This is a genomic window from Pseudomonas sp. BCA17 (assembly GCF_004519405.1).
In the GTDB taxonomy this organism is placed as follows: Bacteria; Pseudomonadota; Gammaproteobacteria; order Pseudomonadales; family Pseudomonadaceae; genus Aquipseudomonas.
The window spans coordinates 87,730-102,014 of sequence record NZ_SGWI01000001.1 but is presented as its reverse complement, the minus strand read 5'-3'; the positions used below and the strand labels follow the sequence as shown (position 1 = coordinate 102,014).

At 62.5% G+C, this 14,285-nt stretch carries 11 protein-coding genes; 3 read left to right on the top strand and 8 right to left on the bottom strand.

The window, feature by feature from the left end:
* Positions 1-6 precede the first annotated feature (6 nt).
* A complete protein-coding gene (locus EXW71_RS00420) occupies positions 7-1,728 on the bottom strand; it encodes a ShlB/FhaC/HecB family hemolysin secretion/activation protein (protein WP_134657147.1) in 1,722 nt (573 codons plus the stop codon).
* A 303-nt stretch (positions 1,729-2,031) separates the two neighbouring features.
* Here EXW71_RS00420 and EXW71_RS00415 point away from each other — a divergent pair, with 303 nt between their 5' ends.
* The gene (locus tag EXW71_RS00415) at positions 2,032-3,093 is read left to right on the top strand and encodes an aromatic ring-hydroxylating dioxygenase subunit alpha (RefSeq protein ID WP_134657146.1); all 1,062 of its coding nucleotides are present in this window, start codon (positions 2,032-2,034) and stop codon (positions 3,091-3,093) included.
* Between the two features lie 27 nt (positions 3,094-3,120).
* Positions 3,121-4,071, top strand: coding sequence for a PDR/VanB family oxidoreductase (locus EXW71_RS00410; RefSeq protein WP_134657145.1), 951 nt, complete (start codon positions 3,121-3,123; stop codon positions 4,069-4,071).
* Between the two features lie 6 nt (positions 4,072-4,077).
* Here EXW71_RS00410 and EXW71_RS00405 read toward each other — a convergent pair whose 3' ends face one another.
* From EXW71_RS00405 to EXW71_RS00380, 6 genes are all read right to left on the bottom strand, one after another.
* Entirely contained in the window at positions 4,078-4,791 is a 714-nt protein-coding gene (locus EXW71_RS00405) for a GntR family transcriptional regulator (protein ID WP_134657144.1), read from the bottom strand.
* Positions 4,792-4,845: 54 nt separating this feature from the next.
* The gene (locus EXW71_RS00400; RefSeq protein WP_134657143.1) at positions 4,846-6,588 is read right to left on the bottom strand and encodes an acyl-CoA dehydrogenase; all 1,743 of its coding nucleotides are present in this window, start codon (positions 6,586-6,588) and stop codon (positions 4,846-4,848) included.
* Between the two features lie 34 nt (positions 6,589-6,622).
* Positions 6,623-7,864, bottom strand: coding sequence for a thiolase family protein (locus EXW71_RS00395; RefSeq protein ID WP_134657142.1), 1,242 nt, complete (start codon positions 7,862-7,864; stop codon positions 6,623-6,625).
* The gene (locus EXW71_RS00390) at positions 7,861-9,744 is read right to left on the bottom strand and encodes a feruloyl-CoA synthase (protein WP_134657141.1); all 1,884 of its coding nucleotides are present in this window, start codon (positions 9,742-9,744) and stop codon (positions 7,861-7,863) included. Before EXW71_RS00390 ends, EXW71_RS00395 begins: the two co-directional genes overlap by 4 nt.
* Positions 9,745-9,806: 62 nt before the next feature.
* The gene (locus EXW71_RS00385) at positions 9,807-11,255 is read right to left on the bottom strand and encodes an aldehyde dehydrogenase (RefSeq protein ID WP_134657140.1); all 1,449 of its coding nucleotides are present in this window, start codon (positions 11,253-11,255) and stop codon (positions 9,807-9,809) included.
* 77 nt (positions 11,256-11,332) lie between these two features.
* Positions 11,333-12,163 (bottom strand): p-hydroxycinnamoyl CoA hydratase/lyase, encoded by an 831-nt coding sequence (locus EXW71_RS00380; protein WP_060752846.1) that lies wholly within the window; start codon positions 12,161-12,163, stop codon positions 11,333-11,335.
* Between the two features lie 214 nt (positions 12,164-12,377).
* On the opposite strand from EXW71_RS00380, the gene EXW71_RS00375 reads away from it, so the two are divergent.
* Entirely contained in the window at positions 12,378-12,869 is a 492-nt protein-coding gene (locus tag EXW71_RS00375) for a MarR family winged helix-turn-helix transcriptional regulator (protein ID WP_134657139.1), read from the top strand.
* 1 nt (position 12,870) lies between these two features.
* On the opposite strand, the gene EXW71_RS00370 is transcribed toward EXW71_RS00375, so the two are convergent.
* The gene (locus tag EXW71_RS00370; protein WP_134657138.1) at positions 12,871-14,187 is read right to left on the bottom strand and encodes an OprD family porin; all 1,317 of its coding nucleotides are present in this window, start codon (positions 14,185-14,187) and stop codon (positions 12,871-12,873) included.
* Positions 14,188-14,285 lie beyond the last annotated feature (98 nt).

The following is a 14,285-nucleotide window of genomic DNA, read 5'->3' as shown; positions in this document are numbered from 1 at the left end:
AAAAATTTAAAGGAAAAAATCCATACGGAAATAGATCGGCGCTTCACGCTCGGTGATGGCGGCCGGTCGTTCCAAAGAGTGGGCAAAGGTCACACTGGCGGCGACGTTCTTGCCACGGACAAACAGCTCCACCGCGTTGCTGCTCATGCGCCCATGCTGCTCGGCGTTGTAGCGGTCGCGGCTGATCACACCCTGGTCGTAACCGACGCTGGTGCCGTACTCACTGAGCACAGGCTGCAACCAGGCCCAGGTCACCGGGCGACTCCAGCGCAGGTCGTTGCGCCAGTAGCCACCGCTGTCGCCGGCAAGCATCTGGTCTTTGTAGCCCCGGATCGACGACTGCCCGCCCAGGCTCATGCGCTGCGGGCTGAACAGCACGTCTTCGCTGTGCTGGCCGGTCATCAGGCTGCTGAAGCTCAATGACTCGCCCCACAACGTGAAGGGATACAGGTAGCTCAACGTGGCCGTGTATTTGCGATAGCGCGCATCGGCCTGGCCGGGTTTCGGATGGTGATTGGCCTGGGCATCAAAGGCACCGATGCCGTCTTGCATCCCCAGATCGATGTTGAGAAAAGACCCACCGATACGCCGTCCGTGGTTGATGCCGAACTGGGCCTCGCTGAGACGGTTGCTGCTCAGCGCGAGCTTGCTGTCTTCAATGAAGTTGTTGGTGCGCAGATAGGCAACGCCGGTGCTCAGGGAGGTTTTGCTGACGGCATCGCGGTGGATCACGCGCTCCAGGCGTACCTGGTGGTTCTGGCTGTCGCCGGTCTGCTTGAACTTGAAGTTATTCGCCTCGGCCTGGGAGCGGTATTCGCTCTCGGTGTAGCTGTAACTGAGGTTCCACCAGCCGAATGGCAGGCTGTAGTTGAGCATCGAATTGCGCGAGGTTTTCTGGTGGTCGCTGACCGCATCGTGACCACCACGCAGCGACAGTTGATCCGCGAGGCCCAGCGGATTATCCCAATCCAGGCTGGCGCCCCACTGCTGTTCGCCGGTGCTGCGCTGGCCGCCGTTGTGGCGCGACAAGCCGACACGCCACGGTTTCTGCGGGGTGTTTTTGACCAGGACGTCGCTGCCACCCACGGCCTTGCCTGGCGCCAACTCCATCTGCGCCTGGTTTGACGGCAGGCGGTTGAGCTGGTCGACCATCTGTTCGATTTCGCGCAGGTTGAGCAGCTCACCGCTCTTACCGGGGAAACTCATCGCCAACTGGCGGTCGGTGATGCCGCTGCCCTGGGCGCCCTTCAGGCTTTCCAGCTTGCCCTCGACCACCTGGATCTTGAGATGGCCGCTGGAGAGATCCTGCTGTGGCAAGTAGGCGCGGCTGGTGACCAGGCCTTTGGCCAGGTAGCGGTCGGTGATGACCTTGAGCACTTCATTGAGCTGGGGCACGCCAAGGCATTGGCCGATGTAAGGCTTGATCAGTTGGGCGCGTTCGCCCTCGGACAGCGCGTCGGCACCAGCGAGCTCAATGGTTTTGATCGCAAAGCAGCGCGCGTCGACGGGCGCTGCCGGCTTGCTGGAAGTCGTGGCTTTGCCGGGCAGGTCCTTGAGCTCTTCGAGACGACGTTGTTGCTCTTCGAGCAGGCGATCCTGGCGATCACGGATCAGGTCGGTAACGCCCGGCGTGCTCTGTGGATCAGCGCCTTGAGCGGTGCCGGCAAATCCCAGGCAAAAAAAAGCGGACAGCAGCGCAAGCCTGGTCCGACGTGTAAAACGCCACATTACTAGATCCCTCTACATGGCTCTGTGCCATCAATCGGCGGCGATAATAAGGTGGCGATATAGTGGCGTCAATTAAATGCTCACCCTCTCTTCACATTTTTTTCACATTGATATCCCACCACCCTTCCACCCAACGCGGCGGGCAAATCTTGAAGCATTTCTGAAAAAACAGACAATGGATCCATTAAAAGTGAGGCGACCGATAATCGCCCATATATAAACCGCAAAATATTGACCACGCCCATTATCCTCCCGCCTAATGGATCCACTGAATAAAAATAATGCATTGCCTGGAGAGTCGTCATGTACCCCAAAAACACGTGGTATGTCGCCTGCACCCCTGATGAAATTGCGCAAAAGCCTTTGGGTCGTCAGATCTGCGGCGAAAAAATGGTGTTTTATCGTGGCCTGGAAGGCGCCGTGGTGGCGGTCGAGGACTTCTGCCCGCATCGCGGTGCGCCGCTCTCACTGGGTTATGTCGAGAATGGCAACCTGGTCTGCGGCTATCACGGCCTGGTGATGGGCGGCGATGGCAAGACGGTGGACATGCCGGGGCAGCGGGTGCGCGGGTTTCCCTGCAACAGGACGTTTGCGGCCGTCGAGCGCTACGGCTTCATCTGGGTTTGGCCGGGCGATCAGGCCCTGGCCGATCCCGCGCTGATCCATCATCTGGAATGGGCCGTGAGTGATGAGTGGGCCTATGGCGGCGGGTTGTTTGATATCCAGTGTGACTACCGCCTGATGATCGACAACCTGATGGACCTGACGCATGAAACCTACGTCCATGCCTCCAGCATCGGCCAGAAGGAAATCGACGAAGCACCGCCTGTGACCACCGTTGAAGGCGACGAAGTGGTTACCGCCCGGCATATGGAAAACGTCATGGCTCCGCCGTTCTGGCGCATGGCCCTGCGCGGCAACAACCTTGCCGATAATGTGCCCGTGGACCGCTGGCAGATCTGCCGCTTCACCCCACCCAGCCATGTGTTGATCGAGGTCGGTGTGGCCCACGCCGGCAAAGGCGGATATCACGCGGCTGCCGAGCATAAGGCTGCGAGCATTGTGGTCGACTTCATCACCCCGCAGACCGACACCTCGATCTGGTACTTCTGGGGCATGGCGCGCAACTTCAACCCCCACGACGAGGCACTGACCGCCAGCATCCGCGAAGGCCAGGGCAAGATTTTCAGCGAAGACCTGGAGATGCTCGAACGCCAGCAACAGAACCTGCTCGCTCACCCAACACGCAATTTGCTCAAGCTCAATATCGATGCCGGCGGCGTGCAGTCACGAAAAATCCTGGAACGCCTGATCGCCAGGGAACGCGCCGTCGAGCCCGACCTGATCACCACCACCACTGCGTGAATAACGCCAACGCTGGAAGGACTGAACATGATCGATGTGGTGGTGGTATCCCGTAACAACGAAGCCCAGGACATTTGCAGCTATGAACTGGCCCGTGTCGATGGCAACCTGCTGCCGGCCTTCAGCGCCGGGGCGCACATTGATGTGCACTTGCCTGGCGGGCTGATCCGCCAGTACTCGCTGTGCAATCATCCGGAGGAACGTCATCGTTACCTGATCGGCGTGCTCAAGGACCCCGCCTCACGGGGCGGCTCCCGCAGCCTGCACGAACAGGTGCACCCAGGCTCGCGCCTGACCATCAGCGAACCGCGCAACCTGTTCCCCCTGGCACACGCCGCCCGGCGCAGTGTGTTGTTTGCCGGTGGTATCGGTATCACGCCGATCCTGTGCATGGCCGAACGCCTGGCCCATACGGGTGCCGATTTCGAACTGCATTACTGCGCCCGTGCCGGCGAACGCGCGGCGTTTGTCCAGCGTCTCAAGGCGTCGTCGTTTGCCGAGCGGGTGTTCCTGCATTTCGACGAACAGCCCGACACGGCCTTGAATGCCGCCGAGGTGCTGGCGGCGCCGGCAGACGACGTGCACCTGTATGTCTGCGGCCCTGGCGGGTTCATGCAACATGTGCTCGACAGCGCACGTGCGCTGGGTTGGCGGGAAGATTGCCTGCATCGCGAGTACTTCAGCGCGGCCCCGGTGGACGGCAGCCTCGACGGGTGTTTTTCGGTACAACTCGGCAGCAGCGGCGAGGTTTTCGAGATCCCCGCCGACAAGAGCGTGGTGCAGGTCCTGGAAAGCCACGGCATCGAGATTCCGGTGTCCTGCGAACAGGGGATTTGCGGCACCTGCCTGACCCGCGTGCTGGAGGGCCTGCCGGAGCACCGCGATCTGTTCCTCACCGAGCAGGAGCAAGCGCTGAATGACCAGTTCACGCCCTGCTGCTCACGCTCGAAAACCCCTTTGCTGGTGCTCGATCTCTGAACCCTGTCACGACGCGGGCAAAATCACCTTCATTCGTGCGTCGGCGGTGGCTGAGCTGAAGATTTCGGCATAGCGCAACGTCGCATTGGCATGTTCGCGCATGATCGCTTCGGCCCGCGCGCCCTGGCGACTGACCAGGGCGTCGAAGACCGAGTGATGTTGCATGTGGGCATAGTTGAAGCGCCGGTATTCGCGGACCATGTCCCCGCGATCCACCGCCAGCGCGGTCACCGACGCGAATGGCAGGTGATCGTTGCGCGCCAGGGCATCGGCAATCGCCGGGTTATGGCTGCTTTCAACGATGACCTGGTGAAAGCGCATGTTCAGGTCGTGATAGACCTCAAGGTCGTCCTCTGTCACATACCCCTTGTCGAACAGTTGATCGCCTTCGACCAGGCAGCGCTCAAGCGCCCTGCGCGCTTCATCGGACAAACCGCGCTCGGCGGCTTGACGGGCCGCCAGGCCTTCAAGCACGCCACGCACTTCAACCCCGTCGGCAATATCGCCGGGGCTGACCGAACGTACTTGATAGCCGCGCCCGCCGGACGGCACCAGCAATCCTTCCTGCTCAAGGGTACGAAACGCCATGCGCACGGGCATGCGCGATACGCCGAATCGCTGCGCCGTGGGGATTTCCATCAGGCGCTCGCCCGCCGCCAACTCTCCGCTGGCAATCATCTTGCGCAGTGCAATCAGCACCAATTGACCGGGCTTACTCATCCAGGCAACTTCCAGAACACGTGGGCTGCCATAGTACCGCAAGTCGTCGTGCAATCAGACGAACGCCAGCGCCGCGCGCGCACCCTCGATTGCGCCCAGGTGCTGTGCCAACCGGGACGGCAGGTAATCGAAAAAGAACCCGGCGCTTTGCAGCTTGGCGGCACGTAACGGATGTTCTTCGGGTAATGCCCCGGATACCCGTGCGGCCCGGGCCCAGGCAAAGGCCAACAGCGCCACGCCACACAATTGGAGGAAATCCGGCGCAGCCCGATACGGATATTCGCAGTCCTCGCCAGACCTCTCGCGTATGGCATTCACCACACTGGCCAATGCGTCGCACACACGGTCCAACGCATGAGCGAACCCTGCGCATTCAACCGTCTGGCTGCCCTGCCCGGCTTCAGCGCGCAACTCGGCCAGCAATACGCCAAAAGCCCGGCCTTCATCCCCCAGGACCTTGCGCAGCAACAGGTCATTGGCCTGAATCTCATTGCTGCCCTCATAAATCATGGCGATGCGACTGTCACGCAGGGTTTGCTCGATGCCGAATTCGGCGACATAGCCGTAACCGCCGAAGACCTGCAACGCATTGCTGGCCTGGCGAAACCCCTGTTCGGTAAAAAACGCCTTGATGATGGGCGTCAGCAGCGAGGCCAACTGGGCGGCCTGCGGGTCTTGTTGATGCTCAGCCTGATCGAGCAGGTGCGCGGCCCAATAACCGATGGCGCGCATGCCCTCGCTGGTGGTGCGCAGCTCCAGCAACACGCGGCGCATGGCCGGGTGATAACGGATGGGATCGGCGGCCGCGGCCGTCACTGCCTCGGGCCTTGACGGTGCGCGCATTTGCAAACGTTCAGCGGCGTACTGCCGGGCGTTTTGCCAGGCCGCATCGACATGCCCGAGGCCTTGCAGGCCGACATGCAGGCGCGCCGAATTCATCATCACGAACATCGCGGCCAGGCCACGGTGAGGGTCGCCGATCAACCAGCCTTGGGCGGCGTCGAACACCAGGGAACAGGTGGCGCTGCCCTTGATGCCCATCTTGTGTTCAATGCCGTCACAGCGCACGCCGTTAGGCTGACCATCGTCCAAGCGCTTGGGCACCAGGAACAGAGAAATACCGCGACTGCCCGGTGGCGCATCGGGCAGGCGCGCCAGCACCAGGTGCAGGATATTGGCCGTGAGGTCGTGCTCGCCGCCGGAAATAAACAGCTTGCTGCCGCTCAGTCGATAGCTGCCATCCGCCTGGGGTTCGGCGCGACAACGCAGCAAACCGACATCGCTGCCGGCCTGGGGCTCGGTCAGGCACATGGTGGGCAAGGCTTGGCCGCTGATGATCTCGGGTAAATAACGCGCCTGCAGCCAGGGAGCGGCATGGGTCTTGAGGCACAGGTAGGCGCCGTGGGCAATGCCGGTGTACATGGCCCACGCATGGTTGGCGGCGTAGAGCATTTCTTGCACGGCGGCGTCGAGCAATTGCGGCAGGCCCTGCCCACCCAGTGCTTCAGTGCAGGCCAGCGCCGGCCAACCTCCGTCGACATAGGCTCGATACGCCTCGGCAAAGCCGTCCGGTGTGCTGACCTGGCCCGCCTGCCAGCGGCAGCCCTGGCGATCACCGCTGCTGTTCAACGGCGCCAGTACGCCCTGGCTGAAGCGTGCCGCCTCCTCCAGCACCTGTAACGCCAACGGCAGGTCCAACGCCTCGAACGCCGGATTGCCGCGCCACGCATCGGGTGCCTGCAGCCAATGCTCAAGCACAAATTGCATATCGCGCAGGGGCGCCTCATAGCTCCACATCGGGACACCTCATCGAATAAAAACAAGCGGGCGCTCAAGCGCAATAGACGGGGTTTTCGATCAGCAACGCCATGCCCTGCCCGCCGCCTACGCACGCTGCGGCAATGCCGTAGCGCAGGTTGTGCTGACGCAGTTGCCGGGCCAGGGTCATCACCAGGCGCAGGCCGCTGGCAGCCAATGGATGCCCCAGCGCGAGAGAACCGCCGTGGACGTTGAGGCGAGTGCTGTCCAGCTCCAGCTCCTGGGCGACCGCCAGCACCTGCGCGCCCTGCGCTTCATTGATCTCGAAGCGGCCGATATCGCCCAGACTCAACCCGCTGCGCTGCAACAGCAGGCGGATCGCCGGCGCCGGCCCGATGCCCATGTGCTCCGGGGCCACACCGACCACCGCACTGGCCAGCAGCCGGGCCAGTGCCGGCCGCGCGCAATCGCCGGCACGCCCTACCAGCGCCGCTGCGGCACCGTCGACCACCGCGCAACTGTTGCCGGCGGTTTGCACCCCACTGGCATGCACTGCGCGCAAACGCGCCAGGGCATCAAGGTCGGTGGGCCGTGGGTGGCTGTCCTCGTGGACGGCACTGGTCTGGCGCGCCAGGGTGATACGCCTCGGTTGATAGCCTTCGAGTTCGAACACCTGGTTGTCCACCGACACGAGCTCTTTTGCCCAGGTTCCATCACGCTGCGCCTGCAACGCGCGCTGATGACTATCACAGGCATACCGGTCCACGGCCTCCCGGCTCAGGCCATAAAGGCGCGCAAGGTTATCGGCGGTGGCGATCATGTCTATCGCCGGGGCCGGGTCATACAGCGCCTCCCAGAGAAAGTCCTTGAATTGCACCTCGCCCCCAAGACGAAAACCGCCTCGATGGGTGTAAGCGGCAATCGGGTTGCGTGACATCGACTCGGCAGCCACGCACAAGGCCAGTTGCACACCGTCGCGCAGCTGCCCTGCGGCCTGGCGCAGCAGTTCGAAACCGGTGGCGCATATGCGCTGCACCCCCAGCGCCGGGACCGCTTGCGGCACACCGCTGTACAAGCCGATATGCCGTGGCAGCAAATAGGCATCGAAGCTGGCCTGGGCCATGGAGCCGGCCAGCACGCTTTCTACCGCCTGCGGTTCGATACCGGCCCGGGCCAGCACTTCACGGCCGACCTTGATCCCCAAGTCGATAGGCGACACCTGGGACAACGCGCCTCCCAGGTCGACCCAGGGCGTGCGCACTGCGTCGAAAATCGCCACATCGGCAAACGCCGCGTACTGCCCGACGCGACTCAAGGCTTGGGCCCGGCGCGCAGGATCGTGAGGTCTTCACCGCGATACAGCGCCTCGACTCTGGCCGCGCGCCATTGCAATACCGCGCGCTGGTTGATCGAACCTTTGTCGGTAATTTCGCCCCGGTCGATGGACGCCGGCTCGTCGAGCACGGCGATCCACTCCAGGCGACTGGCATTGCCGGTGGCCTCGCGATTGAGTCGCTGCAGCCAATCGCCGAACCACTCGCGCACCGGCGCGCTGGCCAGGACCTCGGCGTCGCTGGCGTCGGCGCTCAAGCCGGCCAGCCGACGGCATTCGTAGAGTCTGGGGAACACCAGAGCGCCCAGGCATTCGCGATCCGGCGCGGCAATTACCAAATCCTGCACATAGGGCGAGCCTTCGAGCACGGCGCGATTGCGCAATGGGCCGACGCTGACAAATACCCCGGAAGACAGCTTGAAGTCTTCGGCGATCCGCCCATCGAACATCAGCCCCCACTGCGGCTGCTGGGGGTCGGCAAGCTTGATTGCATCGCCGGAACAGTAAAAACCCTGCTCATCGAACACCTCGGCGGTTTGCTCGGGCGCCCGCCAGTACCCCGGCATGATGTGCGGCCCGCGAAAGCGCCCTTCGAACTTACCGTCCACAGGCACCAGCCGCACCTCGCAACCCGGCGCGGGCAACCCGATGTAACCGGCCATCGACAACGGCCCGGTGGTGAACGTGCAGGACGGCGCGGCTTCGGTCATACCCAGCCCAGCCATCATGCGGATGCGCTCGCCACAGTGCCGTTCGGCCACCCGGTCGAGGCGATCCCAGACGCTTTGCGACAGCCCGGCGGCGGCGAAGAAGAACAGCTTCATCCGTGCAAAAAAGCACTCGCGCAACTCGGCATCCTGTTCCAGCGCGTTGACCAGCTCCTCCCAGCCCTTGGGTACCGTGAGGTAGGCCGTGGGCGAAATCTCCTTGAGGTTGCGCAAGGTCTGGGCAAACCCTTGGACCGTGGGTTTGCCGTCGTCGAGGTAAAAGGTGCCGCCGTTATAGAGCACGATGCCCACGTTGTGGCTGCCACCAAAAGTGTGGTTCCAGGGCAGCCAGTCCACCAGCACCGGGGGCTCCTCACCGAACACCGGAAACGTCTGCAACAGCATTTGCTGGTTGGCGCAGAGCATGCGTTGGGTGGTGATCACCGCCTTGGGCAGTTTGGTCGAGCCCGAGGTGAAGAGAAACTTGGCGATGCTGTCCGGGCCGGTGGTATTGAACGCCGCTTCGGCTTCGGCGCCACCCGGCGTTTGCAGCAGGCTCGTAAAGCTGACATGGGTGCGCCCGGGCACCTGGCCGCGCACACTGATCAGCGGCGTTTCAGGCGGCAATACGGCATCGATCGCGCGCTGATAGGCCGCCGCATCGCTGACAAACACCAGCCCCGGTTGCAGCAGGTCGCACACATGCCGCAGCTTGGCGAAATCCTGGGACAACAGCGAGTACGCCGGCGATACCGGGCAATAGGGAATACCGGCGTACATCGCGCCAAGGGCCAGTTGCAAATGTTCGATATCGTTTCCCGACAGCAGCGCCAACGGTTTGTGCGCCGACAGCCCGTAAGCCAACAGGCTTTGGGCGATGGCCCGCACACTGTCGAGCATCTGCCCATAGCTGACACGCCGCCACTCACCGTCGGCCTGGCGTGCGGCAATGAACGTCTGCTCAGGGCGAACCTGAGCCCAGTGCACCAGGCGATCAAGCAAGCGCGGCGGCAGCTCGGCCAACGGCTCCAGGGAACGCATATGCAGCACGCCCTGCTCTTCAGTGACCTCGACCGGCGCATGGCCGATGGACACGGCGCGGTATCGCGGCAGGTGCTGCTCGGACTGAGGTTGCGGTCTGAATTCGGAACTCACAAGGATGCCTCCATCAAGGCGGATCAAAGCCGCCGCCTTTATTGTTATGTCGCGCGGCTTACTCAGATCGGGTAGTGCCTTGGCCCGTTCTGCAAAGTCACCCAGCGTAATTGCGTGAAATGCTCAATGGAGGCCTTGGCGCCGAAGCTGCCATATCCGCTGGATTTGACGCCACCGAAAGGCATCTGCGCCTCGTCATGCACCGTCGGGCCGTTGATATGGCAAATGCCCGTCTCCACCCGTTGCGCCAGGGCCAGGGCGCGCCCGGTGTCGCGGCTGAAGATAGCCGCCGACAAACCGAACTCGGAATCGTTGGCCAGTCGCAGCAGCGCTTCGTCGCCGTCACCGCGCAGCAACACCGCCACCGGGCCGAAGGACTCTTCGCGGTATAAGCGCATGTGTTCGGTGACGCCGTCGATCAGGGTCGGCTGCAGGATGCTGCCGTCCAATTGCCCGCCCGCCACCAGCCGTGCGCCTTTGCTCAGCGCATCGTCGATCAGGGCCTTGATGCGCGTACCGGCACTGACATCCACCAGCGAACCCAACACTGAGTCCGGCGCAGCAGGGTCACCGGCACGCAGGGTCGTAAGCTTGGCCGCCAGCTTGGCGATAAAGGCATCGGCGACCTTGGCATCGACAATCAGGCGCTCGGTGGACATGCAGATCTGCCCCTGATTGAAATACGCGCCAAAGGCGGCCGCCGCTACCGCCGCGTCCAGGTCGGCATCATCCAGCACCAGCAGCGGCGCCTTGCCGCCCAGCTCCAGCAGCGCCGGCTTGAGATGGCGTGCGGACAGTTCGCCGACGATCCGCCCGACATGGGTCGAACCGGTGAAATTGACGCGCCGCACCGCCGGGTTGGCGATCAGCCTTTCGACAATCGCGGCAGCCTGCTCCGGCGCGTTGCTGATGACATTGACCACGCCATCGCCAAGGCCGGCATCCTGCAACACTTGGCCGATCAGCCGGTGTACCGCCGGGCTTAACTCGGACGCCTTGAGCACGACGGTGTTGCCGCAGGCAAGTGGCATGGCAATAGCGCGGGTGGCGAGGATAACCGGGGCGTTCCAGGGCGCGATGCCCAGCACCACGCCGCACGGCTGGCGCAGCGCCATGGCAAAGCTGCCAGGCACATCCGAGGGAATGACCTCGCCGGTGATCTGGGTGGTCATCGACGCGGCTTCGCGCAGGATGTTGGCCGCCAGGCGCACGTTAAAGCCATACCAGTTGGCCATGGCGCCGGTCTCGCCGGCGGCGGCGATAAATTCGGCGCTACGCGCCTGCAGTTGCTCGGCGGCCTTGAGCAACCGGGTGCGGCGTTCGTTGGGCGCCAGCGCGGCCCAGGCAGGGAACGCAGCCTGGGCCGCGGCCACGGCGGCGTCGGCATCTTCCAGAGTGGCGGCGGCTACCCGCGAGACCACTGCGCCGGTTACCGGGTTGCGACGCTCGAAAGTTCGACCGTCGCGCGCGGGGCACGACTGACCACCAATCAACAGGGGCACGTCCAGCATGGTGATTCCTCTTTATTATCTTTATCGGGAACACGTTCAAGCAGGGTGACAGCGGTGCGGCCCGCAGGCCGCCCACTTCAACGTTTATACGCCTGCAGGCCAGGCTTGATGCTCTTGTCGTCGAGGAATTGCTTCATGCCCTGCTCGCGACCGCCTTCGGTGTCGAGCAAGCGCGACTGATCGAGCTTGGCGTACAGGTAGTCTTCGTTCTGCTCCCAGGTCAGCTCGCGGCAACGCTTGAAACCGTGCTTGGCGGCACGCAGCACTACCGGGTTTTTCTCCAGCAGGTTGCGCGCCAGCTCAATCGTGACTTCGCGAAGTTGGGCCAGCGGCACACTCTCGTTGACCAAGCCCATTTCAGCGGCTTTCTGCCCGCCGAACGTCTTGCCGGTCATGATGTAGTACAGCGATTGACGGTGGCCGACGGTGTCGGCCATGGCCTTGCTGACCAGGTTGCCCGGCGGAATGCCCCAGTTGATTTCCGAGAGACCGAAGGTCGCTTCGTCGGCGCAGATCGCCAGGTCGCAGGCCACCAGCGGGCTGAAGCCACCACCGAAACACCAGCCATTGACCATGGCGATGGTCGGTTTGGCGTACATGCGCAGCAACTTCCATTGCCATTGCGAGGCTTCACGGCGGATTTTTTCCTGGAGGATTTCCGGGCCGGCGTCCACTTCGCGAAAGTACTCCTTGAGGTCCATGCCCGCGGTCCAGGCTTCACCGGCGCCGGTCAGCACCAGCACGCCGGCGGCCGGGTCCTGTTCCAGGGTTTCCAGCACGTCGATCATTTCCCGGTTGAGGGTCGGGCTCATGGCGTTGCGTTTTTCCGGACGGTTGAGAATGACCCAGGCGATGCCTTGCTCGATCTCAACCTTGACAGTGGTCCAACGGCCTTCGTAATTGCTCATGGCGGTACGCTCTTGTTCTGGGTGTGAAGATGATTCGAAATTAAACCGCATACATAGTTATGTCAATTAACTATTAATCTGGATAACCAATATTTTTCAGCCTGTAGCCGGTACTTTTTTCGGACGGGTTGAAAAGCTTTCATAGCCACGGCAAGCCAACCCCGGCAAACTAGATAGGTTTCTTAACCTCCATTTCCTGAGGATTGCACTGCTAATGGCCAAACCCTCCAATATCGCCGCCGCTCGCCAGGCCCTGCCCGACAACGACGAGGCACCGCCACCGCTGGACTCTGCGCTGGACGATCTGATCGGTTATGCCATGCGCCGCGCCCAGCTCAAGCTGTTCCAGAACCTGATCGGCCGGCTTTCCGAGCATGACCTGCGCCCCGCACAGTTCTCGGCCCTGGCGGTCATCGAACAGAACCCCGGGCTGATGCAGGCCGACCTGGCGCGCGCCCTGGCCATCGAGCCGCCCCAGGTGGTGCCCTTGCTGAACAAGCTGGAAAGCCGCGCCCTCGCCGTGCGCGTGCGCTGCAAACCGGACAAGCGCTCCTACGGAATCTTCCTGAGCAAGCCTGGCGAAACCCTGCTCAAGGAACTCAAGGCAATCGCCGCACAGAGCGACCTCGACGCCACCAGCAACCTGGACGTCGAAGAGCGTGCAGAGCTGTTGCGCTTGCTCAAGAAGGTGTATCAGGACCAATGACCTACCAGAGCGCCACGGTGTAGAGCACCAGGAAGCGGGTCTGGTTTTCATCGCGAAAAGCCGCGCCACCGGGGAAGTCGTTGCGATAGATCGACTTGCGCGCCATCAGCCCGACGTTCTTCAGCGGGCCACTCTGGATCACGTAGCCCAGTTCCATCTGGAACTCGCGCTCCTTGCGGTCCTGCGCATTGAAAGCCGCCAACTCGATATTGTCGCCACGCACATAACGCAATCGGCTCTTCAAGCCCGGCAACCCCGAGGCCGCAAAGTCATAGTCGTAGATGGCCTGCCAGGTGTGCTCCTTGGCGTTGAGAAAGTCCGAACTCATGGTCAGTTCGCTCATGCCCATCAGCTCGGTGCCCGAGATATACGGCGTGGCCGTGTCCCCACTGGAATGCATGTAGCCAAGGCTGAAACGGTGCCCGCCGAGGCGGTAGCCGAACAGCGCCGAGAGGTTGCGGTTGTCTACCTTCCCGGCCTTGGCACTGCCGTCCTCGCGGCTGAAAAAACTGCGCAGATCGCTGGTCAACACACCGGCGCCCAGTGGCAGGTTGTGCAGCAGCGCGAAGGTGTCCTGTTGATAGAGGTCGGCCACCGCCGAGTGATAGACACGCAGGCTGAGGTCTTTATTCACCTGGTAATCGCCCCCCAGGTAAGCCAGGTGCGAGGTGGTCGCCGTCGCGTTGAAACGGTGATTGGGCGACGCGATAGTCATGGCCTGGTAGTCGGTGGAGTCGCGCTTGTTGATACGGTCGATATAACCGGTATTCAGCGTCAGCCCGTCGATGTCCCTGGAGCTCAACGTGGTACCGCGAAAGGTCTGCGGCAGCAGGCGCGACGGGCTGGCAAAGGCGAACGGCAGAAAGATCGACACGTCGCCGGTCTTTACCGTGGTTTGGGCAAGCCGCAGCTTGGCAGTCGGCGCCAACCGTGAATATTCATCGGCGGCACGCTTGTCGCCGGCCGATACCGGCAATAACTCGGTGCCGCTACGGTCTGGCGAAGAGTCCAGCTTGACCCCCATCAGCCCGCGCATATCCAAACCAAAGCCCACGGTGCCCGGAGTGTACCCCGACTCCAGGTTGACGATAAACGCCTGGGCCCATTCCCGCGCGGCGGTCTTGGCACCGTCGTCCTTGTAGTCTCGGTCCAGGTAGTAATTGCGTAGCGTCAGGGAGCCATGGCTGTCGTCGATAAACCCCGCCGCCCACGACGGGGTGGGCAGAACACTCAACATCAGCAGCGCACTGACCAGGCGTGGAGTGCGATTCGACACACGGCAGGTCGCCGCAACAGCGCCCGTGGGGAGTTTTTGCATGTTCGATGTCCATTTTTTGTTGTTGTTTTTGGGGTGATATGCACGTGGCCAGTGGGCCTCGTGAGCAGAGAATGGAAACAGCTGGAGGCAATCGTCAA

Bases quoted from the DNA above. Each gene is read 5' to 3' on its own strand.
- EXW71_RS00420 (WP_134657147.1), bottom strand. From the start codon at position 1,728: ATGTGGCGTTTTACACGTCGGACCAGGCTTGCGCTGCTGTCCGCTTTT.
- EXW71_RS00415 (WP_134657146.1), top strand. From the start codon at position 2,032: ATGTACCCCAAAAACACGTGGTATGTCGCCTGCACCCCTGATGAAATT.
- EXW71_RS00410 (WP_134657145.1), top strand. From the start codon at position 3,121: ATGATCGATGTGGTGGTGGTATCCCGTAACAACGAAGCCCAGGACATT.
- EXW71_RS00405 (WP_134657144.1), bottom strand. From the start codon at position 4,791: ATGAGTAAGCCCGGTCAATTGGTGCTGATTGCACTGCGCAAGATGATT.
- EXW71_RS00400 (WP_134657143.1), bottom strand. From the start codon at position 6,588: ATGTGGAGCTATGAGGCGCCCCTGCGCGATATGCAATTTGTGCTTGAG.
- EXW71_RS00385 (WP_134657140.1), bottom strand. From the start codon at position 11,255: ATGCTGGACGTGCCCCTGTTGATTGGTGGTCAGTCGTGCCCCGCGCGC.
- EXW71_RS00380 (WP_060752846.1), bottom strand. From the start codon at position 12,163: ATGAGCAATTACGAAGGCCGTTGGACCACTGTCAAGGTTGAGATCGAG.
- EXW71_RS00375 (WP_134657139.1), top strand. From the start codon at position 12,378: ATGGCCAAACCCTCCAATATCGCCGCCGCTCGCCAGGCCCTGCCCGAC.
- EXW71_RS00370 (WP_134657138.1), bottom strand. From the start codon at position 14,187: ATGCAAAAACTCCCCACGGGCGCTGTTGCGGCGACCTGCCGTGTGTCG.